Origin of the sequence: Aeromicrobium sp. A1-2 (assembly GCF_003443875.1) — a bacterium.
GTDB lineage: Bacteria > Actinomycetota > Actinomycetes > Propionibacteriales > Nocardioidaceae > Aeromicrobium.
This window is the reverse complement of record NZ_CP027482.1, coordinates 1,105,409-1,131,040: the sequence shown is the minus strand read 5'-3', so window position 1 is coordinate 1,131,040 and position 25,632 is coordinate 1,105,409. Positions and strand designations below refer to the sequence as shown.

The 25,632-nt window shown below is 66.9% G+C and carries 27 protein-coding genes and 1 riboswitch; of the genes, 9 read left to right on the top strand and 18 right to left on the bottom strand.

The genetic code is table 11. The annotated features are described in order from the left end of the window. Window positions 1-47: 47 nt before the first annotated feature. Window positions 48-779 carry a 1-acyl-sn-glycerol-3-phosphate acyltransferase gene (locus C6I20_RS05575; protein WP_118395055.1) on the bottom strand — a complete coding sequence of 244 codons (732 nt, stop codon included), beginning with the start codon at window positions 777-779 and terminating at the stop codon, window positions 48-50. Between the two features lie 78 nt (window positions 780-857). Between C6I20_RS05575 and C6I20_RS05570 the strand changes: the two genes are divergently transcribed. Together C6I20_RS05570 and C6I20_RS05565 are read left to right on the top strand one after the other, a co-directional pair. After that, on the top strand, window positions 858-1,634 hold the full coding sequence (locus tag C6I20_RS05570; protein ID WP_118395054.1) for a carboxylesterase: 777 nt from the start codon (window positions 858-860) through the stop codon (window positions 1,632-1,634). After that, window positions 1,627-2,019 carry a hypothetical protein gene (locus C6I20_RS05565; RefSeq protein WP_118395053.1) on the top strand — a complete coding sequence of 131 codons (393 nt, stop codon included), beginning with the start codon at window positions 1,627-1,629 and terminating at the stop codon, window positions 2,017-2,019. The genes C6I20_RS05570 and C6I20_RS05565 overlap by 8 nt, the downstream gene beginning before the upstream one ends. On the opposite strand, the gene C6I20_RS05560 is transcribed toward C6I20_RS05565, so the two are convergent. From C6I20_RS05560 to C6I20_RS05545, 4 genes are read right to left on the bottom strand one after another with little or no spacing between them, the layout of a single operon-like run. After that, entirely contained in the window at window positions 1,925-2,962 is a 1,038-nt protein-coding gene (locus C6I20_RS05560) for an ROK family glucokinase (RefSeq protein WP_118395052.1), read from the bottom strand. The genes C6I20_RS05565 and C6I20_RS05560 overlap by 95 nt on opposite strands. After that, on the bottom strand, window positions 2,962-3,909 hold the full coding sequence (locus tag C6I20_RS05555) for an ROK family glucokinase (RefSeq protein WP_118395051.1): 948 nt from the start codon (window positions 3,907-3,909) through the stop codon (window positions 2,962-2,964). The genes C6I20_RS05560 and C6I20_RS05555 overlap by 1 nt, the downstream gene beginning before the upstream one ends. Continuing rightward, entirely contained in the window at window positions 3,906-4,181 is a 276-nt protein-coding gene (locus C6I20_RS05550) for a hypothetical protein (RefSeq protein ID WP_118395050.1), read from the bottom strand. Before C6I20_RS05550 ends, C6I20_RS05555 begins: the two co-directional genes overlap by 4 nt. Continuing rightward, window positions 4,178-4,615 (bottom strand): SRPBCC family protein, encoded by a 438-nt coding sequence (locus C6I20_RS05545; RefSeq protein WP_118395049.1) that lies wholly within the window; start codon window positions 4,613-4,615, stop codon window positions 4,178-4,180. Before C6I20_RS05545 ends, C6I20_RS05550 begins: the two co-directional genes overlap by 4 nt. Window positions 4,616-4,780: 165 nt before the next feature. Between C6I20_RS05545 and C6I20_RS05540 the strand changes: the two genes are divergently transcribed. Continuing rightward, on the top strand, window positions 4,781-6,514 hold the full coding sequence (locus C6I20_RS05540; RefSeq protein WP_254052260.1) for a long-chain fatty acid--CoA ligase: 1,734 nt from the start codon (window positions 4,781-4,783) through the stop codon (window positions 6,512-6,514). On the opposite strand, the gene C6I20_RS05535 is transcribed toward C6I20_RS05540, so the two are convergent. The 3 genes from C6I20_RS05535 to C6I20_RS05525 all read right to left on the bottom strand — a co-directional run bounded on the left by C6I20_RS05535 (window position 6,481) and on the right by C6I20_RS05525 (window position 9,165). Continuing rightward, window positions 6,481-7,728, bottom strand: coding sequence for a hypothetical protein (locus tag C6I20_RS05535; RefSeq protein ID WP_162891147.1), 1,248 nt, complete (start codon window positions 7,726-7,728; stop codon window positions 6,481-6,483). The genes C6I20_RS05540 and C6I20_RS05535 overlap by 34 nt on opposite strands. Continuing rightward, complete coding sequence (locus C6I20_RS05530) at window positions 7,721-8,692, bottom strand: C40 family peptidase (protein WP_162891146.1); 972 nt, start codon at window positions 8,690-8,692, stop codon at window positions 7,721-7,723. Before C6I20_RS05530 ends, C6I20_RS05535 begins: the two co-directional genes overlap by 8 nt. Before the next feature lie 7 nt (window positions 8,693-8,699). Further along, window positions 8,700-8,857: riboswitch (cyclic di-AMP (ydaO/yuaA leader) on the bottom strand. 74 nt (window positions 8,858-8,931) lie between these two features. Continuing rightward, window positions 8,932-9,165, bottom strand: a complete 234-nt coding sequence (locus C6I20_RS05525; RefSeq protein ID WP_118395046.1) for a hypothetical protein — start codon at window positions 9,163-9,165, stop codon at window positions 8,932-8,934. Between the two features lie 131 nt (window positions 9,166-9,296). Between C6I20_RS05525 and C6I20_RS05520 the strand changes: the two genes are divergently transcribed. After that, entirely contained in the window at window positions 9,297-11,000 is a 1,704-nt protein-coding gene (locus C6I20_RS05520; RefSeq protein ID WP_118398621.1) for a DEDD exonuclease domain-containing protein, read from the top strand. 27 nt (window positions 11,001-11,027) lie between these two features. After that, on the top strand, window positions 11,028-11,303 hold the full coding sequence (locus C6I20_RS05515) for an Lrp/AsnC family transcriptional regulator (RefSeq protein WP_118395045.1): 276 nt from the start codon (window positions 11,028-11,030) through the stop codon (window positions 11,301-11,303). Between the two features lie 3 nt (window positions 11,304-11,306). Here C6I20_RS05515 and trpD read toward each other — a convergent pair whose 3' ends face one another. Together trpD and C6I20_RS05505 are read right to left on the bottom strand one after the other, a co-directional pair. Next, complete coding sequence (gene trpD / locus C6I20_RS05510; protein WP_118395044.1) at window positions 11,307-12,347, bottom strand: anthranilate phosphoribosyltransferase; 1,041 nt, start codon at window positions 12,345-12,347, stop codon at window positions 11,307-11,309. 10 nt (window positions 12,348-12,357) lie between these two features. Beyond that, complete coding sequence (locus C6I20_RS05505; RefSeq protein WP_118395043.1) at window positions 12,358-12,762, bottom strand: response regulator transcription factor; 405 nt, start codon at window positions 12,760-12,762, stop codon at window positions 12,358-12,360. Window positions 12,763-12,855: 93 nt separating this feature from the next. Between C6I20_RS05505 and C6I20_RS05500 the strand changes: the two genes are divergently transcribed. From C6I20_RS05500 to C6I20_RS05485, 4 genes are all read left to right on the top strand, one after another. After that, a complete protein-coding gene (locus C6I20_RS05500) occupies window positions 12,856-13,425 on the top strand; it encodes a heme-copper oxidase subunit III (RefSeq protein ID WP_216823065.1) in 570 nt (189 codons plus the stop codon). 70 nt (window positions 13,426-13,495) lie between these two features. Next, window positions 13,496-14,320 carry a c-type cytochrome gene (locus tag C6I20_RS05495; RefSeq protein WP_118395041.1) on the top strand — a complete coding sequence of 275 codons (825 nt, stop codon included), beginning with the start codon at window positions 13,496-13,498 and terminating at the stop codon, window positions 14,318-14,320. Then, on the top strand, window positions 14,317-15,369 hold the full coding sequence (locus C6I20_RS05490) for a ubiquinol-cytochrome c reductase iron-sulfur subunit (protein WP_118395040.1): 1,053 nt from the start codon (window positions 14,317-14,319) through the stop codon (window positions 15,367-15,369). The genes C6I20_RS05495 and C6I20_RS05490 overlap by 4 nt, the downstream gene beginning before the upstream one ends. After that, window positions 15,366-17,069: a cytochrome bc complex cytochrome b subunit gene (locus C6I20_RS05485; protein WP_118395039.1), complete on the top strand. Its 1,704-nt coding sequence runs from the start codon at window positions 15,366-15,368 to the stop codon at window positions 17,067-17,069. The genes C6I20_RS05490 and C6I20_RS05485 overlap by 4 nt, the downstream gene beginning before the upstream one ends. Window positions 17,070-17,329: 260 nt before the next feature. On the opposite strand, the gene C6I20_RS05480 is transcribed toward C6I20_RS05485, so the two are convergent. The 8 genes from C6I20_RS05480 to C6I20_RS05445 form a co-directional block, all read right to left on the bottom strand. Continuing rightward, window positions 17,330-18,505: an Ig-like domain-containing protein gene (locus C6I20_RS05480; protein ID WP_118395038.1), complete on the bottom strand. Its 1,176-nt coding sequence runs from the start codon at window positions 18,503-18,505 to the stop codon at window positions 17,330-17,332. Window positions 18,506-18,562: 57 nt separating this feature from the next. Beyond that, entirely contained in the window at window positions 18,563-18,958 is a 396-nt protein-coding gene (locus C6I20_RS05475; RefSeq protein WP_118395037.1) for a cytochrome c oxidase subunit 4, read from the bottom strand. Window positions 18,959-18,961: 3 nt separating this feature from the next. Beyond that, entirely contained in the window at window positions 18,962-20,716 is a 1,755-nt protein-coding gene (gene ctaD / locus C6I20_RS05470; protein ID WP_118395036.1) for a cytochrome c oxidase subunit I, read from the bottom strand. A gap of 5 nt (window positions 20,717-20,721) precedes the next feature. Beyond that, window positions 20,722-21,540 (bottom strand): cytochrome c oxidase subunit II, encoded by an 819-nt coding sequence (gene coxB, locus C6I20_RS05465; RefSeq protein ID WP_118395035.1) that lies wholly within the window; start codon window positions 21,538-21,540, stop codon window positions 20,722-20,724. 126 nt (window positions 21,541-21,666) lie between these two features. After that, window positions 21,667-22,641 (bottom strand): carbohydrate kinase family protein, encoded by a 975-nt coding sequence (locus C6I20_RS05460; RefSeq protein WP_162891145.1) that lies wholly within the window; start codon window positions 22,639-22,641, stop codon window positions 21,667-21,669. A gap of 66 nt (window positions 22,642-22,707) precedes the next feature. Then, window positions 22,708-23,076, bottom strand: coding sequence for an iron-sulfur cluster assembly accessory protein (locus C6I20_RS05455; protein ID WP_118395034.1), 369 nt, complete (start codon window positions 23,074-23,076; stop codon window positions 22,708-22,710). 94 nt (window positions 23,077-23,170) lie between these two features. Further along, window positions 23,171-24,286: a glycerate kinase gene (locus tag C6I20_RS05450; RefSeq protein ID WP_118395033.1), complete on the bottom strand. Its 1,116-nt coding sequence runs from the start codon at window positions 24,284-24,286 to the stop codon at window positions 23,171-23,173. Window positions 24,287-24,328: 42 nt separating this feature from the next. Next, window positions 24,329-25,600 (bottom strand): aminotransferase class I/II-fold pyridoxal phosphate-dependent enzyme, encoded by a 1,272-nt coding sequence (locus tag C6I20_RS05445; RefSeq protein ID WP_118395032.1) that lies wholly within the window; start codon window positions 25,598-25,600, stop codon window positions 24,329-24,331. Between the last annotated feature and the right edge of the window lie 32 nt (window positions 25,601-25,632).

Sequence of the window (25,632 nt, the reverse complement as noted above, 5' to 3'; positions counted from 1 at the left end):
CCTGGGTTGTTCCCCACACCTTCGGTGACCGAGAAACCGACATACGGTCAGTCGGGTCGAATCTCTTCCCACACCTCGTCGGCCTCGGCCTGAGCCGCCGCCTTGGCGTCACGCTTCTTGGAGTCCTGTGCGTAGAGATCGACGTACTCCTGGTCCGACAGCGTCATGATCTCGTACATGATCTCGTCGGTGATGGCCCGCAGGATGTAGCGATCGTCCTGCATGCCCTCGTAGCGGCTGAAGTCCAACGGCTTGCCGAACCGAACACCCGGGCGGGCGAACTTGCCGAACACCTTGCCCGGCGGGGCCACGACGTCGGTGCCGATGACCGCCAGCGGGATGACCGGCACGCCGGCCTCGAGGGCGAGTCGGGCGACGCCGGTCCGGCCCCGGTAGAGCCGTCCGTCGTGCGAACGGGTCCCTTCTGGGTAGATCCCGCAGACCTCGCCCTCGGAAAGCAGTCTCAGCTGGGTCTTGATGGCTCCAGCGGCCGCCGACCCGCTCGTGCGGTCGATCGGCACCTGACCGGACCCGGAGAAGAACTTCTTCTGCAACCAGCCCTTGACGCCGGCGCCCTCGAAGTACTCTGCCTTGGCCACGAACGTCACCCGCCGCGGGATCACCAGGGGCATGAACAACCAGTCGCTGTAGGACAAATGGTTGCTCGCCAGAATGACGGGGCCTTCCTTGGGCACGTTCTCCGTGCCCGCGGCCCACGGCCTGAAGATCAGCTTGAGCACGGGACCCAGTGCGAGGAACTTCAGGAACCAATAGAACACGGACAGGACACTATCCTGAACCGCGTGCCTTTCGCATGATGCAGCCCGATGTGAACAGGCATGGGGGAAGATGGGGCCATGACCTCGACGACCTCGCCCACACTTGTTCCGGGCGCCGAGCCGTTCTCGGCTGACGGCGGCCGCACCGGATTCCTGCTGAGCCACGGTTTCACCGGGTCACCGGCCTCGATGACCCCGTGGGGCAAGCACCTCGCGGGCCTTGGACACACGGTTCGAGTCCCCCGTCTGCCGGGTCACGGCACGACGTGGAAGGACATGAACAAGACACGGTGGGATGACTGGTACGGCGAGGTCGATGCGGCCCTGACAGATCTGCGCGCGTGCTGTGACCACGTCGTCGTCGCCGGCCTGTCGATGGGTGGGTGTCTGGCGCTCCGTCTCGCGGAGCAGCGGTCCGCCGACGTCGACGCTGTCGTGCTGGTGAACCCCGCGGTCAACGTCGCCCGGTTCGACATCAAGCTGGTCCCTGTCCTCCAGTGGCTCGTTCCCGCGATGCCCGGCATCGGCAACGACATCAAGCTGCCCGGCCAGGACGAGGTCGGCTACGACAAGACGCCGCTCAGGGCGCTCGCCTCGCAGCTCAAGATGTGGAAAGCGACCCGCGCCGACCTGGCCGCCGTGACCCAGCCGTTGCTGGTGTTCAAGTCCGACGACGACCACGTCCTGGATCCCTCCTCGGTCGAACTGATCCGGGCCGGCGTGTCATCGAAGGTCTCCGAGCTGGTCCCACTGCACGAGAGCTATCACGTCGCGACGATCGACAACGACGCTCAGCTGATCTTCGACCGCACCGCGACGTTCGTCGCCGAGCACGTGGGCACTCCAGATGACTGAGCGCGATGACTTCGACCGGATCGTCGAGGGCCTCGAGCTCGACCTGTCCTTCGAGGACGAGGTCGAGGAGGCGCCGGCCGAGGCGCGCGAGCCCACCTGGACGCCACTGACCGACGAGGACGTCGAGGTCCAGGAGCCGTTCTACCGACAGGTCGAGCCGACGCCGCTGATCCCCCGACGACGGAACATCATGCTGGCGTGGGGCGGCGTGCTGGGAGCCCCGCTGGCGTTGTTCCTAGCCACGGTGTCGGGCGTCTATCTCGACCGCTCGATCGTTGCCGGCGTCGCCCTCACTTTCGTCGCAGCGGCGATCTACCTGATCTTGCAGTTGCCCGAACACGGGCCCTCGCGGAAGGATTGGCCGGACGACGGCGCCGTGCTGTGAGTCGTGCCATGTCCGCCGCACCGATGAGACCCGCCTCGGGCCCCAGGTGCGCACGCACGATCCGCGCCTCGGCGCGGTAGCCGCGACCCGTCAAGGTCCTGCTGAATGCCGCACGGGCGGGCCCGACCAGGAGCTCGCCAGCGTCGCTGACCCCGCCACCGATGACGAACATGCCGGGATCAAGAGCCGCCGCGAGATTGGCGATGCCGACACCGAGCCAGTCACCGACCTCGGCGATCCACTCGACTGCCTCCTCGTTGCCAGCCTGCGCGTGCTTGGTGACGAGATGGCCCTCGATATTGCTGACGTCCCCACCGGACTCCGACAGCAGCAGCTTGCCGAACGTCGTGCCCTCGGTCGCTGCGGCACGGGCCCGACGGGTCAGCACGCGGCCGCTTGCGTACTGCTCCCAGCAACCGAGGTTGCCGCACTCGCACTGGTTGCCGTTCGGCACGACCTGCATGTGGCCGAACTCCCCCGCGATGCCGAACTGACCACGGTACGGCTGGCCGTCGATCACGATGGCGCCACCGATGCCGGTGCCGAGGGTGATGAGCACCAGGTCCGCCTCGTTCTGGGCGGCGCCGAAGCGCCACTCGGCCCAGCCCGCCGCATTCGCGTCGTTGTCGACCAGCACGGGGAGCCCGGTGCGTCTGGCGACGGAGTCGCGCAGCGGCTCGTGGCGCCAGGCCAGGTGCGGTGCGAACAGGACCGTCGACTGAGTCGCGTCGACGAATCCGGCCGCACCGACCCCGATGGCCCGGATGTGGTGCTCGCGGCGGAACTCCTCGGTGATGTCCGCGATCGCGTCGATGACCTCGAGCGGCTCGGTCGTCGGAGTCTCTCGCTTGAGCCGAGCCAGGATGTGGCCGTCTTCGTCGACGACTCCTGCCGCGATCTTGGTGCCACCGATGTCGATGCCGACGGCCAGCTTGTCGGCCATCAGTTCGACTCCAGCCTGGCGAGATCGGCAGCGCCGATGATCCCCGCGTCGTTGCCGAGCGCCGCCAGCCGTACCGCAGCCTCTGGCCGGTGGGCGCGTGCAGGCAGGTGGATCTCGAAGGCCTCGATGACCGAGACGAGCAGCAAGTCGCCAGCGGCAGCGACACCGCCGCCGATCGCGATGACGCTGGGGTCCAGGATCGTGGTCAGCACCGCGATGCCCTCGCCGATCCAGCGTCCGACGTCGGCAAGCAGTTCGAGTGCGAGAGGATCTCCGCCCTGCGCCAGCCTGGTGATCGCAGGCCCGGTGATGCGGCCCGAGTCGCCGTCAGCCAACGCCGCGATCGCGGCGGTGCCCTCGCCGCCGTTGGCGACCCGCTCACGTGCGTCGCGGACCAACGCCCGCCCGCTGGCGTACTGCTCGAAGCAACCATGCTGGCCACAGCCGCACAGGATGCCGTTCGGGACCAACCGCATGTGGCCGATCTCGGCCGCGACACCGAAGCCCCCGCGGAACAGTTGTCCATGGTGAACGACACCGCCGCCGATGCCGGTGCCGATCGTGACGAGCAACAGGTCGTCAGTGTCCTCGCCGGCACCGAAACGGAATTCACCCCATGCCGCCGCGTTCGCGTCGTTCTCGACGACCACAGGGAGGTCGACGAGCGACCGCACGCGCTCAGCGAGCGGCTCCTCCCGCCAGTCGATGTTGGGCGCGAACCGCACCGTCGCGCGATCCTCGCCGACGAACCCGGCTGCTCCGATGCCGACACCGGCGACCGGTTGATCGCCGACCAACCGGTCAACGAGATCGGCGACGATCGCTGGGATCTTGGTCGAGTCGTCGGGGGTGGGCTCGGCCACAGAATCGAGGATCTGGCCGGCATCGGAGACCAGGCCGGCCGCGATCTTGGTCCCCCCGATGTCGACGCCTACTGCTTGTGTCATGTCTGGTCCCGAGGATTCAGAGCAGTGTCGATGAGCTCGCGGAGCGAGCGGGTCAGCACTGCGGCGGACTCGGAGACCTTCGCCAAGGCGTCCGGGTTGTCGTGCACGAAGCCGACAACCTGGCAGACCGGGCACCACGTCGCGGTGCACACGTGGCCCCCGTCGCTGGTGCCGGCGTCTGGTTGGGGTGACGCGGTCATGGCCCTGAACAACTTGAACGCCTCCTCGGCGATCGAGCCGACCGGCTCGGTGCTCGAGCTGGGCTCGGTCACAGGGCTTCGACCTGTTTCTTCAACCCCTTGAGCGCAGTGTCAATGATGACCTTCTCAGCCTTGCGCTTCAGCATTCCGAGCAGCGGCACAGAGACGTCGACCGCAAGCTGGTAGGTCACCCGGGTCTGGGAGCCGTCGACCGGTTCGAGGACGTATGCGCCATCCATCGAGGTCAGCATTTTGCCCTTCTCTACGAGGCTCCATGAGACCGAGTTGTCGCCGTTCCAGATGTAGCCCAGGTCGTACTCGTCGCGGATGGGAGCGGCGTCGAGGACGAAGTGCACCTGGTCGGCCCGGCCATCTGCCCCGGCCGCCACGACGTCGGCGGTCTTGACCCCGGTCGCCCACCCCGGATAGGCGGCGAAGTCCGCAATCACGGCCATGATGCGATCGGCTGGAGCATCAATGACTATGTCGCTCGTGGTTCGCGCCATCACCCCTCCTAGTCCCGCCCAATGTATGACCCCATGCTAGTGGTCCGGCCCGCAGCAGCACTCCCCGGGAGGTGACGGCGAAGCCGCGCGAACCGCGATCCGATCGTGCCCGGACAACGCGGGCCCATTCGGCCCGAGGGGCTCTGGGCGAGTAGCCTGCCGTACGTGACACAGGCACATTCACCCGAACCGGGCAATCTCTCCCTCGACATCCTCGACCGGCTCCCGCAGCACGCCGACGACATCGCGTTGGCGCGGGTCGTCAACGGGGCTTGGGAGGACGTCACGCTGACGACGTTCCACCACGACGTCCTCGCGATGGCCAAGGGCCTCGTCGCAGCGGGAGTCTCTGCCGGCGACCGCGTGGCTCTGCTGTCCAAGACGCGGTACGAGTGGACGGTCGCCGACTACGCGATCTGGTGGGCCGGGGCCGCGACCGTGCCGATCTACGAGACGTCGTCGACCGCGCAGATCGCGTGGATCCTGGCTGACTCCGGAGCCGTGGCGGCGATCGTCGAGACCGACGCGCACCTGGCCCGGGTCACGGAGGCACGGAGCACGGCGCCCGACCTCACCGAGGTCTGGACCTTCGACTCCGGTGCCGTCGAGCAGATCACCGCTCGTGGCGCCGACGTCAGCGACGAAGATCTCGAGGCACGCCGAGCCGCGCTCACCAGCGACTCCCTCGCGACGCTGATCTACACGTCCGGGACCACGGGGCGACCCAAGGGTTGCAAGCTCACCCACGGCGCATTCCGCTACGAGCTGGGTGCCGCAATCGATGAGCTGCCCGAGCTGTTCACCCGGGAGGGCGCCTCGACGCTGTTGTTCCTGCCCTTGGCGCACGTGTTCGCGCGCATCATCCAGGTCGGCGCAATCCGCTCAGGCACCAAGCTCGGACACACCGCCGACGTCAAGGATCTGGTGACGCACCTCGGGACGTTCGAGCCCACCTTCGTGCTCGCAGTCCCCCGCGTCTTCGAGAAGGTGTTCAACACCGCCAGCAGCAAGGCGTACGCCGATGGCAAGGGCAAGATCTTCGACCGGGCCGCGCAGACCGCGATCTCGTACAGCAAGGCCCTCGACGGCAAGCGGGTCGGACTGGCGCTGCGGACCCGACACGCGCTGTTCGACAAGCTCGTCTACGGCAGGCTGCGCGATGCCCTGGGCGGTCACGCCGAGTGGGCCATCTCAGGAGGGGCGCCCCTGGGCGACCGGTTGGCCCACTTCTACCGCGGGATCGGCGTCACGGTCCTGGAGGGCTACGGCCTGACCGAGACCACTGCGGCACTGTGCGTCAACACCCCCAGCGAGCAGCGGATCGGCACGGTCGGCAAGCCGCTTCCCGGCACCGAGGTGCGCGTCCGCGCGGACGGCGAGCTCGCCTTCCGGGGCCCCCAGGTCTTCACCGGCTACTGGCACAACGATGCGGCGACCGCCGAGTCCATCGACGCCGAAGGTTGGTTCTCCACCGGCGACCTCGGCGAGGTCGATGACGACGGATTCGTCCGCATCACTGGCCGCAAGAAAGAGATCATCGTGACGGCTGGCGGCAAGAACGTCGCCCCCGCGGTGCTCGAGGATCGTGTGCGTGCCAGCTCGTACGTGAGCCAGTGCCTCGTGGTGGGCGACGGCAAGCCCTTCATCGCGGCACTCGTCACGGTCGACACCGAGGCGTGGGACGGCGACCTCGACGACCCGGCCCTCAGGACCGAGATCCAGAAGGCCGTCGACGAGGCCAACACACAGGTCTCCCAGGCCGAGTCGGTCCGCAAGTTCGTGATTCTTCCCGAGGACTGGACCGAGGACAACGGCTATCTGACGCCGTCGTTCAAGGTCAAGCGCAACTCAGTGCTGCGCGACTATCACGACACGATCGAGGCGCTCTTCGCCAGATAGGCCCGCCACTGGGTCGTCAGTTGCCCGACGGTGATCCCGAAAGCCTTGTCGACAGCCGAGTCGAGCGGCATATCGCTCAGAACCGCTTGGTAGAAGCCCACGACGGCGGCATCGCCGTAGCGCTCCCCCAGCAGCCGGAATGCCATCCAGGCCGATTCGTACACTGCGCCCAGCCCGTGCTTGCCGGAGTCGAAGTCGGCCGCTGTGGGGAGCCGCCCAGGCGCGCCGTCGGCCTTGACCTCGGCCAGGATCTGACCCGCGCTGATCGCAAGCGACGCCGAGTCGTCACGCAACGCGACGAAGTCGGCGAAGCCCTCCACGACCCAGCTCTCGGCGCGGGTGCCGACGGCCTCGGTCAGCAGGTGGGTCGCCTCGTGGCTCAGGACGACTTGTGCCGCACGCCGGTCCATCGTCGAGAAGACCGTGGGGTTGAGCACGACCACGATGTCATCAGCACTCCCGGAGCGGCCGTCGAGGCGGGTCGTGACAGCGGCGATCTGGGTGATCTCCTTGACCGGCTGCCCGACCAGCTGCGCCATCTGCTTCTGGGAATGGGGTGAGATGACCGTGACCTCACCCTTCGTGCCCGGCAGGACACGGAGCACCGCGTCGCGGGCTGCCGTCGCCATCGACTCGACTGGCAGCTCGGGGTCGCCGCCATCAACCCGGATCACGACCGCTCCGTCGGGGCGCTCGATCTTGACGGCCCCCGCCAACCAGAGCGGCAACGGACCGGAGCGGGGCGTCGCCGAGACGATCGAGAAGCCACCGTCACCTTGTGGGGCGACTCGGAAGGCGACCGACGAGGTGCGTGTCGTCGATACGTCGAGTCCGGCTTCGGCGCCGGCGCTCCAGGTCACCTCGACATCGGCGGAGGCCGAGCCGTCGGACCGGTCGGCGACCTCGCCCCCCATGACGTAGCGGAAGGCGACCGCGGTCGCGCCGAGCTCGGTCCGCGCCTGCCAGGCCCTCTGAGCGAAGACCTTGGCGGCATCCGAGGTGCCTGCAGCCGCCGTGAACGACGCCTCGGACTCGGCTTGGGAGAGGGCTCGGAACTGCGCCGTCAGCGCTGAGGATGCATCAGCGGGGATCTCTGGGACGGGATCGCCCGCCCCCTGCCACGGTCGCTGCCAGAGCAGCAGACCGAGGCACAGGGCTATCAGGACAAGGACCGCGACCGTATTGGGGCCGGGTCTTCGGCCTGAGTCAGCCAACCCGCCCGCCGACGCTGAATCCACCGAGTCCGGTGATCTCGACGCTCTTGCCCGGGCGGGGCGCGTGCACGACGCGACCGTTGCCGAGGTACATCCCGATGTGCTGCATGTTGCTGTAGGCGACCAGGTCACCCGGCGCCAACTGGCTCATCGGGATCCGCTTGGCCGCGCTCATCTGCGGCCCCACGACACGCGGGATCGAGACGCCAGCGGCGGCCCAAGCCTTCTGCATCAAACCGGAGCAGTCCCACGAGTTGGGGCCGGCGCCGCCGTATCGGTACGGCTCGCCGAGCTGAGCGAGCGCGAAAGCGACGGCCTGCTTGGCGCGACCGGAGGCCTCAACCTTGAAGTCGACCGTCGTGTCGCTTGTGTTGAACGTGGCCTGCTGGGCGGCGGTGAGCCGAGCCAGTTCGGCCTTGGCTTCCTGATACTTCGCCTGGATGGCGGCACGCTTGGTGTCGGCTTCCTTCGTCGCTGCAGCGAGGTCGGCCTTGCGATCCTCGAGCTGCGCGCGACGGTTCTTGAGCTCCTTGCTCGTCTCGCCGAACTGCTCGAGCGCGTCGGCTCGGGTGCTGTTGAGCGCCTGCACCGCACCGAGGCCAGCGAGGAACTGATCGGGGTCATCGCTGCTCAACAGGCTGATGCTGGGCCCGAGGGGTGCATCCATCTGCTGCTGGACGATCGCGGCGCCGAGCTCGGCCTTCTGCCGGTTGTAGACCTTGAGGTCGCGGGCGATGTCGTCGCTGATGTCGTCGATCTCGGCCTGGGTCTGCTCGACCTCGACGCCGAGTTGGTTGACCTGCTCGTTCATCGCCTCGGCCTTGTGGAAGGCGTTCTCCACGTCCTTGGGGGTAACGGCAGGATCCGCGCCGGCTGACGGGAGGACGAAGAGTCCACCGATCAGGGCCAGTGCCGCGGCAGCGGCGATTCCGTGTCGACGTTTTCGGGTAGCGGGCAAGCGCACGCAGTACTCCTACATCCTCGAGCGCCTACCGGGTGAGCTGACGGGTTCGGGCCAAGGTCGCCCTACGGTCCGCGCGAACGCAGTCCGATTCACCCCACACACGTGGTTCCCCGGTTCGCCCCAGACATCTTCCCCATGACTGCGGCAATTCAGCGGTGCACCCGACGCCGGCCTGGAGGGACGGCGTTCACCGGACACACAATCAACCACTGTATGGGCAGGCGCGGGTCAGTTCAACTTCATCCGGCCTGTGTCTCGGGACCAGTGACGGGTGTCACGAGACGTAGCGGAGGCGTCAGCCCCGCCTGGGCGAGGACCCCGAGGGCCGCCATCTCGTCCGGATCGAGCTCGATGCCGGCAGGCGGAGCCCCCAGCAGTACCGTCACGATGCAGTCACCGCACGCACGGGGCCCGCGGACCAGACAGCGGTCGCAATCGACGACCACCGAGTCGGTGGGAGTGGACTCTGTCATGGCTGCACCTCCTGTGTTGACGAATGCCCCGTCGTTCGGGGACATCGGCCACGCTAGGAGCCGGCCCGGACAAAAACGCCGCACATCGCGGTTGCACGGCTCTGTCGGTGGACCCACCTACGGTGATCCACATGGTGGCCGTCCAGGGATCGTTCGACGAGCTCGGCCGTCCGTTGGCCGACACGACGTTCTGCGTCGTCGACCTCGAGACCACCGGCGGCTCCGCTGCCAAGGGCTCGCAGATCACCGAGATCGGGGCGGTCAAGATCCGCGGCGGTGAAGTCATCGCGGAGTTCCAGACGCTGGTCAACCCCGACGGTGCGATCCCGGCCTTCATCACGGTGCTGACCGGCATCACCAATCAGATGGTGATCGGCGCTCCCCGGATCGCGGAGGTGCTCCCGAGCTTCCTGGAGTTCGCACGCGGCACGGTCCTGGTCGCCCACAACGCGCCGTTCGACGTCGGCTTCCTCAAGCACTACAGCCGGGAGCTCTCGATCCCGTGGCCGGGCTTCGAGACGCTCGACACCGCGACGCTGGCGCGACGAGTGCTGTCTCGCGAGGAGGTTCCCAACTGCAAGCTGTCGACCCTCGCGGCGCGATTCGGCGCCACGACGACACCCAACCACCGGGCGCTCTCCGACGCGCGCGCCACGGTCGACGTCCTGCATGCACTGTTCGAGCGGCTCGGACCGCTGGGCGTCACGACCCTCGAGGAGGTCGCGACCTACACCAGCAAGGTCAAGCCCGAGCAGCGCAAGAAGCGCCACCTCGCCGAGCACCTGCCGCAGGCACCCGGCGTCTACCTGTTCCGCGACCGCGCGGACGAGATCCTCTACGTCGGCACCTCCCGCAACCTGCGGGCGCGGACCCGGTCCTACTTCACCAAGGCCGAGACCCGCACTCGCATGGGCGAGATGGTGATGCTGGCACAACGCATCGAGGGCATCGTGTGTGCCACGGCCCTGGAGGCGCAGGTCCGCGAGCTGCGCTTGATCGGCAGGCATCGCCCGCCCTACAACCGGCGGTCCCCGTTCCCCGAGCGGCTGAGCTGGCTCAAGCTGACCCGCGAGCCGTGGCCGCGGCTGTCGATCGTTCGCACAATCCTGGACGACGACGCCGACTACATCGGGCCGTTCCGAGGCCGTGCCGCCGCGGAGGGCGCCCTCACGGCCCTGCACGACGCTTTCCGGATCCGGCAGTGCACCACCAAGATGGGCAAGAAGCCCCGGCAGACCACGTGCGCCCTCGCCGAGATGGGCCACTGCCTGTCACCGTGCGACGGGTCGACGAACCCGGAGACCTACGCCGTCGAGGTTTCACGGGTGCGCAGCGCCATGACCGGAGACCCCGAGGAGCTCGTGACCGCCGTGCGGACGCGCATGCTCGACCTCGCCCGCACCGAGCGGTTCGAGGACGCAGCGATCTGGCGTGACCGACTGACCGGCTTCCTGCGCGCTGTCGTACGCACACAGCGGCTCCGGGAGCTGACCGGCAGCGGCGAGCTCGTCGCCGCCGCTCCCCACCCGGAGGGCTGGGAGATCCACGTCATCCGGTTCGGCCGGCTCGCTGCGGCGGGCGTGATGCCGCGCGGAACGCATCCGATCGGCTGGGTCGATGCGCTTCTCGCAACGGCTGAGACGGTCGAGCCGGGCTTCGGTCCCATCCCGGCGGCCACCGCCGAGGAGACAGAGACGCTGCTGCGCTGGCTCGACTCCCCCGGTCTGCGCATGGTCCGCGGGGCGTGGCACGCGCCGTTCGGAGGAGCGGCCCGACACCTGTCACCGTTCGAAGACGCCAGCACCTCCTGGGATGACCTGCAGCGCCCGGGCTAGACCGCTCAGATGCCCTAGCCTGAGGACATGATCACCGCCATAGTCTTCATCCAGGCCGATGTCTCCCGCCTCTCGGAGGTTGCCGAGCAGATCGCCGCGATCCCCGGCGTCAGCGAGGTGTACTCGGTCACCGGCGACCTCGACCTCGTTGCCATGGTGCGAGTACGCGAGAACGACGACATCGCACGCGTCGTCGCCGATCAGCTCAACAAGGTAGCCGGCGTGGTCTCGACCCAGACGCAGATCGCTTTCCAGACGTTCAGCCAGCACGACTTGGAGGACGCCTTCTCGATCGGGCTGTAGGTCCTAGACCAAGGTCTGGGTGGTTGCCGCCCAGGCTTCCAGCACCCGAGTGGCCGATCCGGAGTCGATCGACTCCTTCGCGCGCTCGATCCCGGCGCGCAACCGACCTTCGAGGTCTCCGCCGGATGCCTCGTGCGCAGCGATGCCGGCGCCAGCGTTCAGCAGCACCGCAGTGCGCACCGACGACTGCTCACCGCCCAGCACGCGTTCGAAGACCTTGGCGTTGAACGCGGCATCGCCACCCGTGAGCTCGGAGCCGGGCGTGAGCTCAAAGCCGAGCGCCCGCGGATCGATCGAGTCCTCCGACACCAGTCCGGAGTCACCGTCCGCGACCCACACGTGGGTCGCCGTCGTGGTGGTGATCTCGTCGAGGCCGTCCTCGCCGCGGAAGACGAAAGCATCTGCACCGCGCGCGGCCAGCACGCCGGCCATGATCGGCGCCATCCGCGCATCGGCAACGCCGACCGCCATCGCGGCCGGTCGCGCCGGATTCGTCAGGGGACCGAGGAAGTTGAAGACCGTCGGGATCCCGAGTTCACGCCGCGGAACGGCCGTGAACCGGAACGAGGAGTGGAAAACCGGCGCAAAGCAGAACGTGATCCCGGTCGCGTGCAGAACCTCGGTGATCCGGGTAGCCGGTACATCGAGTCGCACACCCAGTTGCTCGAGGACGTCGGCCGAGCCGCTCGCGCTGGAGGCCGCCCGATTGCCGTGCTTGACGACCTGGATGCCCGCACCCGCGATGACGACGGCGGACATCGTGGAGATGTTGACCGTCCGGGCCCGGTCGCCACCCGTGCCCACGATGTCGACGACCCGACCATCGATCTGGAGCGGCGTCGCATGGTGGTACATCGAGTCGACCAGGCCCTGCACCTCGGCCAAGGTCTCGCCCTTGCTGCGCAAGCCGATCGCGAAACCGGCGATCTGGGTCGGCGTGGCATTGCCGGAGAGGATCTCCTCCATGGCCCATGTCGTTGCGGCCGCGTCCAGGTCCTCCCTCGCGACGAGCGCTGAGAGGACATCCGGCCAGGTTCGGGTCACCGGGTGCCGGTCAGCCGGGCTGGAGCACGCCGCGGGCCAGGTCGATGACGACCTCGGCCAGACGGATCGGCTCGATCGGGTGCGGGAGCGCTGCCTCGGCACGCGACCAGGTGGCCAGCCACGCGTCCTCCGGGCGCCCGGTCAGCACCAGCACCGGAGGGGCCTGGAAGATCTCGTCCTTCATCTGTCGGGCCATGCCCAGACCACCGGCCGGCGTCGCCTCGCCGTCGAGGACGACCAGGTCGATGTCGCCCGCGTCGAGGTGCTGGAACACCACCGGCTCGGTCGCGCACTCGATGTATTCGAAGGACGGAAGGTCCGGATGCGGCCGGGATCCCAGCGCCGACAGCACTGCTGCGCGGACGTCGCGATCGTCGCTGTAGACCAGGACACGCAGGGGCTTGTGCTCACTCACAACTTGATCGTACATAATGATCGCGTGGCGACTACATCCGTGATTCCTGCTTCCCGACTCCATGGCCAAGAAGGCCGCCCGTCGATGGTGACGGTGGGCACCATCGTGTGGCTATCCAGTGAGCTGATGTTCTTCGCGGGTTTGTTCGCGGCGTACTTCACGATCCGCAACATCTCCCCCGAGCTGTGGTCACAAGAGACCGCACTGCTCAACATCCCATTTGCCACGATCAACACCACGATCCTCGTGCTGTCGTCGGTGACCTGCCAGTTCGGCGTCTTCGCCGCAGAGCGGGGCAAGCCCGGCCGCAGTGGCAAGCTCAGCCAGATCAAGCTGTGGGGCATGCGCGAGTGGTTCATCCTGACCTACTTCATGGGCGCGATCTTCATCGCCGGCCAGGCCACCGAGTACGCCGCGTTGGTCACCGAGCACGTCACGATCTCCAGCTCGCCCTACGGCAGCCTGTTCTACCTTGCGACCGGATTCCACGGTCTGCACGTCATCGGGGGTCTGATCGCGTTCCTCCTGGTGATCGGGCGCACGTTCGCCGCCCGCAAGTTCACGCATGAGCAGGCAATCTCCGCGATCGTCGTGTCGTACTACTGGCACTTCGTGGACATCGTCTGGGTCGGTCTGTTCGCGACGATCTACCTCATCAAGTAACGCTCCCCCCACTCGGTTCACCGCGGTACTCGCGGCTAGACTTGTACTACTTTCAGGAATGAGGTTTTCGGTGCGGAAACTGTCCACCAGACGCCGGCATCCACTCGCCGGTCTTGTCGTCCTCCTCATGGGACTTGTCGTCGTCGGAGGGGCTTACACGGCGTTCGCGCCAAAGCCCGCAATTGCCGAGACGGCATCCTCACAGGATGTTGAAGCCGGCCGCCAACTGTTCCTCATCGGCTGCGCAAGCTGTCACGGCAAGAACGCCGGCGGCATCGAGACCAAGCGCGGCGGCAACTACGGCCCGACGCTGGTCGGTGTCGGCGCCGCTGCTGTCGACTTCCAGGTGGGCACCGGCCGCATGCCGATGGCCAGGAGCGCCCCGCAGGCCCCGCGCAAGGCGCCCGAGTATGACGCCGAGGAGACCAAGCAGCTCGCTGCCTACATCGCGTCGCTGGCCCCCGGCCCGGTCATCCCGGGCAAGGAGTACACCGACATCTCAGGCAAGACCGCCGAGCAGATCTCCGAGGGCGGCGAGTTCTTCCGCACCAACTGCACGGCATGCCACAACTCCGTCGGTGCCGGCGGCGCGATGCCGGGCGGCAAGTACGCCCCGACACTCAAGGGTGTCAGCACCAAACACATCGCCGAGGCCATGATCACCGGGCCTCAGCAGATGCCGGTCTTCTCCGACGAGGTCATCACGCCTGAGGACAAGAGCAACGTCATTGCGTACGTCAAGGCGATCCAGAGCCAGCCGAACTACGGCGGAGTGGGCGGCGGCGGCCTCGGCCCCGTCGTCGACGGCATGTTCACCTGGATCATCGGCATGGGCGGACTTGTGCTCGCTGCCATCTGGATCGGTGCACACGGAGCGAGGGTGAAGAAGAAATGACAGACGAGCTGGATCGCCTGCCTGACGCAGAGCCGGTCAAGGACCCGGGCCTCCCGGAGCACCAGTACCGCCCGACCGACGTCGACCCCGCGCAGGAGCGCCGTGCCGAACGGCAGATCTCCGCCATGTTCACCGTGGCAATGCTGCTGCTGGTCGGATTCTGCGTCGCCTACATCATGATCGACAAGGACCAGGTGTTCTTGGGCTGGTCAGCCATGAACTTCGCCCTCGGCTCGACCCTCGGCGGCGCAATGCTGCTGATGGGCGTCGGGATCATCCAGTGGGCCAAGAAGCTCATGGGTGACCACGAGATGGTCGAGATGCGTCATCCCTCGGCCTCGTCGCAGGAAGACCGCGCTGCGGTCCTCGAAGACCTCAATGCGGGAATCTCCGAGTCCGGCTTCGGCCGCCGCCCGATGATCCGCAACAGCCTCTTCGGCGCTCTCGGCTTCCTGGGCCTGCCGGCGATCATCATGCTCCGCGACCTGGGCCCGCTGCCCGACGGCGAGCAGCGCGAGACGGTGTGGAAGAAGGGCATGCGAGTCGTCAACGACGTCTCCGGCACCCCGATCAAGCCTTCGGACCTGCAGGTCGGTCAGCTCGTCAACGCCGAGCCGGCGATCATGTACGAGACCGACGAGGAGGGCGAGCCGCTCCTGCACGGCACCGAGCTCCTGCAGGCCAAGTCCAAGGCTGCCGTCATCGTCGTTCGCATGCGACCCGAGGACGTCACGCCGTCGAAGGGCCGCGAGAACTGGGGCATCGACGGCATCCTGTGCTACTCCAAGATCTGCACCCACGTCGGTTGCCCGATCAGCCTGTACGAGCAGCAGACCCACCACGTGCTGTGCCCGTGCCACCAGTCGACGTTCGACCTGGCCGACAACGGCCGCGTGACGTTCGGCCCGGCGCATCGGCCGCTCCCCCAGCTGCCCCTCGCGCTGGACTCCGAGGGCTACATCGTCGCCGTGAGCGACTTCCCCGAGATCGTCGCTCCGAGCTATCCCGAACTGGCGCGCGACCAGAAGAAGTTGGACAATAAGTCATGAGTACGGATGAGTACACGCCCATCCAGGAGACCGGTCTGGGCAAGAAGGCATCCGGCCCCGTCGAGTGGCTCGACGACCGGCTGAGCCTGGCCACGATCGCCAAGAAGAACCTCCGCAAGGTCTTTCCCGAGCACTGGTCCTTCATGCTCGGCGAGATCGCGCTGTGGAGCTTCGTCGTCCTGCTCCTGACCGGCGTCTTCCTGACGTTCTGGTTCGTGCCCAGCATGGGCGAGGTCCGCTACAACGGCTCCTACACGCCGCTCAACGGTGTCGAGATGTCACAGGCGTTCGAATCGACGCTGCGCATCTCGTTCGACATCCGCGGCGGGCTGCTGATCCGGCAGATCCACCACTGGGCCGCAGCACTGTTCGTGGCCGCCATGATCCTGCACATGCTCCGGGTGTTCTTCACCGGCGCATACCGCAAGCCGCGTGAGATCAACTGGCTGATCGGTGTCGGTCTGCTGTCGATGGGCCTGGTCGAAGGCTTCGCGGGCTACTCGCTCCCCGATGACCTGCTGTCGGGCACCGGTCTTCGCTTCGTCGACGGTCTGCTCCGTTCGATCCCGATCGTGGGCTCGTACCTGGAGTACTTCGTGTTCGGGGGCGAGTTCCCCGGAGACGTGATCGTCCCCCGCCTCTACATGGCACACATCCTGCTGATCCCGGCGCTGCTGCTGGGCCTGATCGGCGCCCACATGCTGCTCCTGGTCTTCCACAAGCACACGCAGTGGGCCGGACCCGGACGCACCGAGGAGAACGTCGTCGGCTATCCGATGCTCCCGGTGTACGCGGCCAAGGCCGGCGGATTCTTCTTCGTCGTGTTCGGCTTCACCGCGCTGATGGGTGCGCTGATCCAGATCAACCCGGTGTGGGTCTACGGCCCCTACAACCCGTCCGAGGTCACGGCCGGATCCCAGCCGGACTGGTACATGGGCTTCTCCGAGGGTGCGGTGCGTCTTATGCCGAACTTCGAGACCACGTTCCTCAACTACACCTGGAGCTGGAACGTCCTGATCCCGGCTGCCGGCGCCATGACAACGTTGTTCGTGGTGCTGGGTGCCTGGCCGTTCATCGAGCGGTTCATGACCGGCGACAAGCGTGAACACCACCTGCTGGAGCGCCCGCGCAATGCCCCGGTCCGCACCGGTCTCGGTGTTGCCGGCATGACGGCTTACGCAGTCCTGTGGATCGCCGGCGGCAACGACATCATCGCGACCCAGTTCCACATGGACATCTACGCGATCACCTGGTTCCTGCGGTTCGGTCTGTTCATCCTGCCGGTCATTGCGTTCATGGTGACCAAGCGGATCTGCATCGGACTGCAGCGAGCGGATGCCAACCGCATCCTGCACGGCTACGAGACCGGCGTGCTGGAACGGTCGCCTGATGGCGGCTTCTCCGAGCGCCACGCTCCCCTGCCGGTCGCGTCGCAGTACTCGCTGACGGCCCACGATCGCCGACCCGTGCTCGAGGCTCCGGCCGAGACTGACCACAATGGTGTTGCGGCGCCGAACGGTCGCATGGACCGGCTCCGGGCCAAGGCGCGAGCGTTCTACTACGACGGCGCGATCGACAAGCCAACCGTGGAAGACGTGCACCACGCCGACGAGCATCTCAGGGACCACGACGGTCATCCGGTGGAGCTCGGCGACGACTTCCAGGGCGTGTCGGAGACCGGTATCCCCCGCGTCCACTGATCGTTCGACACCGAGCCCCCGTCAGCACTGCTGGCGGGGGCTCGGTCGTCCTGCCAGGACGACGTACTCGCCTGTGTCCGTCCGACAGTCCACGACCAGGCGGTCCCGCACAGGCGCAGGCGAGCTGCTATCCGTAGCGCGAGGGCAGCCGCTTCAGGTTTTCACCGCTCACGCCCGTGGGCCGGAGCGCTGACAGCCAGAGCGCGCTGTGCCAGACCGCGGCCGCCATCCCGTAGGGCTCGGTCGGGCCGAGTAGGCGATCAGGACGTGAGCGCCGAGCCGGCTTCCCAGGTCGACCACTTCACGTTCCAGTCGGTCCAGCCGTTGCGGTCCTCGAGCTCACGCGGGCTGTTGATGAAGCTGATGACGTCGCCGCGCCGCGAGTGCGTGTAGAGCCAGTGGGCGTTGGCGGTGCTCATGCCGGTGCAGCCGTGACTGACGTTGGCCGAGCCCTGCGAGCCGACCGACCACGGCGCTGCATGCAGGAACTCCCCGGAGTTGGTCACCCGCATCGCCCAGCGGACGTCCTTGATGTTGTAGTAGCCGGGGTCCTCGGAGTCGACGCCCGTCGTGGCGGCATCCATGTCGACCGACGAAAACTTCTCCATGATGATCTTGGTGCCGCTGCGCGTCGCGTGGCTGCTGTCCCCCGTCGTCACCGGGATCTTCTTGACGACCTTGCCGTCGACGGAGTACTTGAGCTGGTGCTTGGCGACGTCGACCACGGTGATCCGCTCGCTGCCGACCGCGAAGTCGATCGTCTGGTCTTGCTGGCCGAAGATTCCGCCGCCAGCCGGGAGGCCGTTGAGCTGAAGATTGACCTCGACCTTGGCGTGCGCCGGCCAGTAGTCGCGCGGACGGTAGTGGGCCTCGCGGGAGTTGAACCACGTCCACGAGCCCTCGTCGACGGCCGGGGTCGACTGCACCTGCATGTTGCGCTCGAACAGCGCCTTGTTCTCGACGGGCACGTCGAACGTCACGATGACCGGCATGCCCACTCCGACCGTCTCACCCTGCAACGGGGCGACCGCAGGATAGGTCTGCTGGGCCAGTGTGAGCGCCTGCGTGCTGAAGCTGCGGGAGAGCTGCTGGCGCTCGCCGTCCTCGCCGCGTGCGCTGACCTCGAGGGAGTAGGCAGTGTCCGGCTCGAGCCGCTCGCTCGCGGTCCACGAGTCACCCGCGACCCGGCCTGGCACCTTCGACTTGCCGTCCTTGGTGACCAGCTTGCCGCTCGTGACATCGCCGTGCTCGACCTTGACCGATACGACTGTGCTGACCGGCACGTCGCTGGCCTTGGCCTTGACGTTCGCGGTCAGGACCGCAGGATCCTTGGCCGGCTCGGGGCTCAGCGCATCGGTCACGCCGTCGGCGGTGCACGCAGACACCACGAAGATCGCCGCACACGCGACCAGGGCAGACAGACGAAGTTCCCTCACCACGTCATCCTAAAGGGTCGGTGTGACGCTTCCAGAATCCGTGGAGGGCACGGCCAATCAGTGCGCGTGGATGCCGCGGTAGTACTCGAACACCCAACCGATCACGGTGAGGCCGACCAGGCCTGCTCCGATGATGAACAGCCACCAACCGATCACGACACCCAGCACGACAACGCCGACCGCAGCCGCGGCGCAGAGCGGCCACCAGCTGTACGGGGGGAAGAAGCCCTGTTCACCCGCACCATCGGCGATCTCACCGTCGCTGCGGTCCTCAGGACGATCGGGGATCTGCTTGGCGACGACACCGAGGTAGAAGCCCAGCAGCGCGGTCAGCAGGAACGTCATCGCCAGAGCCGTGGTGCCGGTGGGGTCCTTGGTGAGCACCCAGTAGATCGGCGCAACCAAGGCGAAGAAGATCCCGGTCGAGATGATTGTCCAGTACTCGGCCTTCATGGCTCAGCGACCTTCCGTGTCGTCGTTCGCCCGGCCGTTGGCCTGGGAATTCTTGCCGCTGACGTCCGGAGCATCGGCCAGGGCCGACGACTCCCCCGGATTGTGCGCCAGCTCGAGTGCTGCGATCTCCGGGTGGTGGAGGTCGAAAGCTGGGCTCTCGGAACGGATGCGCGGCAGTGACTCGAAGTTGTGGCGCGGCGGGGGTGAGGACGTGGCCCACTCCAGCGAGCGGCCCCAGCCCCAGGGGTCGTCCAGCCCCACGAGCGGGGACTTGCGGGACTTCCACACGTTGTAGAAGAACGGCAACGTTGAGGCGCCCAGCAGGAACGCGCCGATCGACGAGATCTCGTTGAGCGTGGTGAATCCGTCGTTGGGGCCATAGTCAGCGTAGCGACGCGGGAAGCCCTCGACGCCCAGCCAGTGCTGCACCAGGAACGTCAGGTGGAAGCCGATGAACAGAAGCCAGAAGTGAATCTTGCCGAGCTTCTCGTCGAGCATGCGACCGGTGAGCTTGGGCCACCAGTAGTAGAAACCGGCGAACATCGCGAACACCACGGTGCCGAACACGACGTAGTGGAAGTGCGCCACGACGAAGTACGTGTCGGAAACCTGGAAGTCCAAGGTCGGAGCCGCCAGGATCACGCCGGTGAGACCGCCGAACAGGAAGGTCGTGAGGAAGCCCAGCGAGAAGATCAGCGGCGTGTCGAAGGACAGAGATCCGCCCCACAACGTGCCGATCCAGTTGAAGAACTTGACTCCGGTAGGCACCGCGATCAGGAACGACATGAAGGAGAAGAACGCCAGGTCGACCGAACCGGTCACGAACATGTGGTGGGCCCACACCGCCACCGACAGGGCGGCGATCATCAGGGTCGCGCCGACCAGACCCATGTAGCCGAAGATCGGCTTGCGGGAGAAGACCGGAAGGATCTCGCTGACGATGCCGAAGAACGGCAACGCGATGATGTAGACCTCTGGGTGACCGAAGAACCAGAACAGGTGCTGCCACAGGATCGGCCCACCGTTGGCGGCGTCGAAAACATGGGCACCGAGTCGGCGGTCGGCCTCGAGGGCTAGCAACGCAGCCGCGAAGATCGGGAACGCGATGATCACGAGCATGCTGGTGATCAAGGTGTTCCACACAAAGATCGGCATGCGGAACATCGTCATGCCGGGCGCGCGCATCGTGAAGATCGTGGTGATGAAGTTGACTGCACCCAGGATCGTGCCGAGGCCGGACATCCACAGGCCCATGACCCACAGGTCTCCACCGATACCCGGCGAGTTGACCGCATCGCTCAGCGGTGCGTAGGCGAACCAGCCGAAGCTCGCCGCGCCACCGGGCACGAAGAAGCCCGACACCACGATCGTCGAGCCGAACAGGTAGAGCCAGTAGCTGAACATGTTGAGCCGCGGGAACGACACGTCAGGCGCACCGATCTGCAGCGGCATGATGGCGTTCGCGAAGCCGAAGAACAGCGGCGTGGCGAACATCAGCAACATGATCGTGCCGTGCATCGTGAAGAGCTGGTTGTACGTCTCGTCATCGACCAGCTGCGTGCCCGGCTGAGCGAGCTCGGCGCGGATCAGCAGCGCCAGGATGCCTCCGATGATGAAGAAGGCGAACGAGGTGATCAGGTACATGTTGCCGATCACCTTGTGATCGGTTGTCGTCAGGACTGTGACGACCTTCTGCCCGAGAGTGCGCTCGCGCGTCGTCTCGCGCGGTGTCTCGAATGCTGCGGTGGTGGTGGCCATCAGACCTAGTCCTCACTCTCGTTCTCGTTGAGCCCGGCAATGGTCCTGGCTTCCTTCGCGCCCTGGGGGGCCCCGATCTCGCCGCTGTCCTTGAGCTCGACCAGGTGTGCGTCGTACTCGGCCTTGGACACCACGTGGACCTTGAAGATCATCCGCGAGTGGTAGAGGCCACACAACTCGGCGCAGCGCCCGGTGAAGACGCCTTCCCGGGTCGGTGTCATGTCGAAGTGATTCTTCTGGCCCGGGATGACGTCCATCTTGAAGTAGAACTCCGGGACCCAGAACGAGTGGATGACATCAGGTGACCGCAGACGGAAACGCACGGACTCGTTGACCGGAAGCCACAACTCGGTCGGGTCCTCGGTCGTGCCGATGTCGAAGACGTCGTCACCCTGCGTTGCGGGCTCGTCGATGTAGTTGAACGCCCACTGCCACTTGCTGCCGACGACCTCGACGACATGGTCGGGGTTCTCCACGTCGCGCAGCATGTCGTTCTGCGACGTCACGGCGTGGAAGAAGAAGACCGCAACGATGATGACCGGGGCGAACGTGTAGAGCGCCTCGATAGGCAGGTTGTAGCGGGTCTGGACCGGGACCTCGTCGTCGCTGCGCCGGCGGTAGCGGATCATCGCGTAGACGATCAGGCCGAAGACCAGCAGGAAGATGGCGAGTGCGGCGATCCAGGCACCCAACCACAGGTCCCACATCGACTGAGAGCGATCGCTTCCGGCGACAGGCAGCGCAAGCCGCTTGATGTCCGAATCGTCGATCGGGGAACAGCCGCTCAATGCGACGGCGGCAACGGCGAGAACCGCCAACTTCATCCGGGCCACGGGGCGCCTTTCTGGACCATGTTTGTCACGTGATGACACGAGAGCACCTTACTTCAGCGCGACCGGGTGGTTGCGCTGAGGTCAGCCTGTGTTGTGCAGGACGAGGGAAGTGGTCTGTCACGTCAGGGAGAGCGCGGCGTCGATCTCGCTACGAGCAGTCTCGCCGTACGCCGAACCGATGCGCTTGAGGAAGCCGTCGCGGTCCAGCTGGTACTCCTGGGTGCCAACCGTCTCGACGACGCTGGCCGCGATCGTGCAGCCGATCTGTGCGGATCGTTCGAAGTCCAGACCCGCTGCGACGCCGGCGAGGAATCCGGCGCGGAAGCTGTCACCGACGCCGGTCGGGTCGACCGCGACGATGCCCTCGATCGCGTCGACATGGATCGAGTCGCCGTCGGCCGGATAGACCGTGACGCCGTCCTTGCCGCGGGTCACGATGCGGGTCACGACGTGCGCCTGGACGTCTGCGGAGGACCAGCCGGTCTTCTGCTCGATCAGCGCAGCCTCGTAGTCATTGCTGAACAGGTAGGTCGCGCCGTCGATCAGCTCTCGGATGACGTCGCCCTCGGCCCAGGCCAGCTGCTGCGAGACGTCGGCCGCAAACGGGATGCCGTGCTCGCGGCACGTGTTGGTGTGCCGCAGCATGCCCTCGGGGTCGTCGGGGCCGACCAGGACGAGGTCGAAGCCGTCACCGGCGGCTAGCAGATCGATATCGCGTGACTCGGACATCGCACCGGCGTAGAAGGTGGCGATCTGTGCCATGTCGGTGTCGGTCGTGCAGACGAAGCGCGCGGTGTGCCGGGTCTCCGAGACCAGGACGCCGGAGGTGTCAACACCCGCCGCGTCGAGCCAGCCGCGGTACTCGGCCTCGAAGTCGCGGCCGACAGCGCCGACGAGCAGCGCGCGGTGGCCCAGCTTGGCCAGCGCGTAGGTGATGTTCGCGGCACACCCCCCGCGACGTACGTCGAGGTCCTCCACGAGGAAGGACAGCGAGATCTTGTCGAGCTGGTCCGGCACGAGTGAATCGGCGAACTTGCCCGGGAAGGTCATGAGGTGGTCAGTGGCGATTGATCCGGTGATGGCGAGGTGCACCCCAACACCATAGACAACGGCCTCCCGCAATGCGGGAGGCCGTCGTATGAAGTAACTCTCAGTGCGTCAGTGGAACGAGTCACCGCAGGCGCACGAGCCGGTGGCCATGGGGTTGTCGATCGTGAAGCCCTGCTTCTCGATCGTGTCGACGAAGTCGATCGTCGCGCCGCCGAGGTACGGGAGGCTCATCCGGTCGACAACGACCTTGACGCCACCGAACTCGAAGATCTGGTCGCCGTCGAGCGAACGCTCGTCGAAGAAGAGCTGGTAACGCAGTCCGGAACAACCGCCGGGCTGCACCGCGATGCGGAGCGAGAGGTCATCGCGACCTTCCTGCGCGAGCAGGCTGCTCACCTTCTCGGCGGCGCCCTCGCTGAGGGTCACTTCCGTGGCAGGTGCGGTCTCGACGGTGGACTGTTCAGTCTCGATCGTCATGTGGGTCCTCCCCAAAATTCGGTGCAGCAATCTGGTCCGTGGTCTCGTCACGATGTCAACAGGGACCGTGGCGATTCCATTCCATCGTACGCCGTCACTCCACGGCGCGGGGCGACCACGTGCGGGCAACGCGCTCGGCCAGCGTCGCGAGCCCAGCGAAGGGCTCGCGCATCGACGACTCGAGACCGACGACATCGGCCACGGCGTACGCGCTCTCGATGCCCATCGCCCGCATCTCCCGGGAACCGACACTGACCTGTCCGGCCAGGACGATGCACGGGCGAGCCGCCGCGGCGGCGACCGTCGCCACGCCGAAGGCGACCTTGCCGGCGCGCGAGGAGAAGTCGTAGGTGCCTTCACCGGTCACGACCAGGTCGTGCTCGGCAGCCTGCGTCGTGAGACCCACGGCCTCGGCCACCAGATCGATGCCCGACACGACGTGCCCGCCGAGCAGCATCAGGGCGAAGCCCAGGCCACCGGCGGCGCCCGCGCCCTTGGCGTCCGCGATGCGTCGCTCGGCAGGGGTCGGGCCACAGCACGCGACGACATATCGGTCGAGCACCCCGTCCACGGCAATGATCTGCTCGTCGGACAGCCCTTTCTGCGGGCCGAAGGTCTTGGTCGCGCCGAACATGCCCAGCAGGCCGAGGTCGACGTCGGCGGCAATGACCAGCTCGATGTCCGCGAGACGACCCTGCGCCGCTGAGAGATCGATCTCGGTGATGCCGGACAGTCCTGACGGACCGGCGTCGAGCGGCACGTCCGCGGTGGCGCCGAGGGCCGCAAGCAGCCCTGCTCCCCCGTCGTTGGTCGCGCTGCCGCCGAGTCCGACGACGATGCGCGTGGCGCCCGCCGCGACGGCAGCGTCGACGGCCTGGCCCACGCCATACGTCGATGAGTGGGTCGGGTCCGGCGGGTCGACGAGGTGGAGTCCGCACGCCTGGGCGCTCTCGACATATGCCGTGCCGTCGGCGTGCAGGAGCGTGACCGGCACCTCGAGGCCGACCGGGCCACGTACCGTCACGGCGGCCAGCGCGCCGCCGATGCCCTGGTGCAGGACATCGACGAATCCCGGACCGCCGTCGGCCATCGCGGCAGCGGTCAGCACATCGCCCGGAGCATGCCGGTGCCAGCCCTCGATGATGGCCTTGACCGCCTCGGGCGCGGACAGCGTGCCGCCGAAGGCGTCCGGCGCGACCAGGATTCTCATCCCCTCACCCCCCGCACGCTCACGTCCCCGCTGAGCCGGTGGCTACTGGGCGAGGGCTTGCTCGGCTGTGGCGATGAGCACGCAGGTCGCCAGCACGTCGATCGCGGCCGCCAGCTCGTCCGGGGACGGGTAGGACGGAGCGATCCGGATGTTGCGGTCGCGCGGGTCGTCGCCATATGGGAACGCGGCTCCGGCCGGCGTCATGGCTACCCCGGCCTCACGAGCCAGCTGGATGACGCGCGTGGCGGTGCCGTCGAGGACGTCCAGGCTCACGAAGTAGCCACCCTTGGGCTCGGTCCAGCTCGCGACGGCGTGCTCGCCGAGTCGGGCCTTCAGGATGTCAACGACGGCCTGGAATTTCGGAGCGAGGATCGCGCGGTGACGGTCCATCAGGGCGTGAACCCCGTCGACGTCACCTAGGTGCCGGGCGTGGCGGAGCTGATTGACCTTGTCCGGGCCGATCGTGCGCTTGCCGAGATGGCCGAGGTACCACGCGATGTTGTCCGGGGAGCTGCCCAGGAAGCAGACACCGGAGCCGGCGAAGGTGATCTTGGAGGTCGATGCGAAGATCACGGCCCGGTTGGGGTGCCCCGACGCCGAGCACAAGCCCAGGATGTCGGCGGTCTTGGTCTGCTGCTCGGTCAGGTGGTGCACCGCGTAGGCGTTGTCCCAGAAGATCCGGAAGTCCGGCGCTGCGGTCTCCATCGCGGCGAGCTCGGCGGCAACCGCCTCGCTCACGACCGACCCGGTCGGGTTGGAGTACGTCGGAACGAGCCACATGCCCTTGACTGCGGGATCCTTGACCAGCTCACGCACGGCGTCGACGTCGGGCCCGTCGTCGAGCAGATCGACCGGGAGCATCTCGATGCCGTACTCCTCCAACAGGGCGAAGTGTCGGTCGTAGCCGGGAACGGGGCAGATGAACTTGACCGCTTCCTCGACTCCCCAGGGCTGCTCGGAGTCCGCCACGCCGTGGAACAGCGCGAAGACCAAGTTGTCGTGCATCATCGCGAGGCTCGCGTTGTCACCGGCGACGACCTGGGCGACGGGAACCTGCATGATTGGCGCGAAGATCTCACGGAGCTCAGCCAGACCCGTGAGCCCCCCGTAATTTCGGGTGTCCGTCCCGGCCGCGTCGGTGAAGTCCTGACCGGGCAACGACAGCAGGTCGTTCGACAGGTCGAGCTGCTCCGGCGAGGGCTTGCCGCGGGTCAGGTCGAGCTTGAGACCCGACTTCTGCAATGTGCGGTAGGCGGCGGTCTGCTCGTCGAGCAGAGCTTGGATCTGGTCACGGGACAGCGCGGCGAACGTCACTTGGCCAACCTATCGCGACGGCGCCCACGACG

What these genes read in the sequence shown, in the direction of transcription:
- C6I20_RS05570 (WP_118395054.1), top strand. Translation starts at nt 858, where the DNA reads ATGACCTCGACGACCTCGCCCACACTTGTTCCGGGCGCCGAGCCGTTC.
- C6I20_RS05565 (WP_118395053.1), top strand. Translation starts at nt 1,627, where the DNA reads ATGACTGAGCGCGATGACTTCGACCGGATCGTCGAGGGCCTCGAGCTC.
- C6I20_RS05560 (WP_118395052.1), bottom strand. Translation starts at nt 2,962, where the DNA reads ATGGCCGACAAGCTGGCCGTCGGCATCGACATCGGTGGCACCAAGATC.
- C6I20_RS05555 (WP_118395051.1), bottom strand. Translation starts at nt 3,909, where the DNA reads ATGACACAAGCAGTAGGCGTCGACATCGGGGGGACCAAGATCGCGGCC.
- C6I20_RS05545 (WP_118395049.1), bottom strand. Translation starts at nt 4,615, where the DNA reads ATGGCGCGAACCACGAGCGACATAGTCATTGATGCTCCAGCCGATCGC.
- C6I20_RS05525 (WP_118395046.1), bottom strand. Translation starts at nt 9,165, where the DNA reads ATGACAGAGTCCACTCCCACCGACTCGGTGGTCGTCGATTGCGACCGC.
- C6I20_RS05520 (WP_118398621.1), top strand. Translation starts at nt 9,297, where the DNA reads ATGGTGGCCGTCCAGGGATCGTTCGACGAGCTCGGCCGTCCGTTGGCC.
- C6I20_RS05515 (WP_118395045.1), top strand. Translation starts at nt 11,028, where the DNA reads ATGATCACCGCCATAGTCTTCATCCAGGCCGATGTCTCCCGCCTCTCG.
- C6I20_RS05490 (WP_118395040.1), top strand. Translation starts at nt 14,317, where the DNA reads ATGACAGACGAGCTGGATCGCCTGCCTGACGCAGAGCCGGTCAAGGAC.
- C6I20_RS05485 (WP_118395039.1), top strand. Translation starts at nt 15,366, where the DNA reads ATGAGTACGGATGAGTACACGCCCATCCAGGAGACCGGTCTGGGCAAG.
- C6I20_RS05475 (WP_118395037.1), bottom strand. Translation starts at nt 18,958, where the DNA reads ATGAAGGCCGAGTACTGGACAATCATCTCGACCGGGATCTTCTTCGCC.
- ctaD (WP_118395036.1), bottom strand. Translation starts at nt 20,716, where the DNA reads ATGGCCACCACCACCGCAGCATTCGAGACACCGCGCGAGACGACGCGC.
- coxB (WP_118395035.1), bottom strand. Translation starts at nt 21,540, where the DNA reads ATGAAGTTGGCGGTTCTCGCCGTTGCCGCCGTCGCATTGAGCGGCTGT.
- C6I20_RS05455 (WP_118395034.1), bottom strand. Translation starts at nt 23,076, where the DNA reads ATGACGATCGAGACTGAACAGTCCACCGTCGAGACCGCACCTGCCACG.
- C6I20_RS05450 (WP_118395033.1), bottom strand. Translation starts at nt 24,286, where the DNA reads ATGAGAATCCTGGTCGCGCCGGACGCCTTCGGCGGCACGCTGTCCGCG.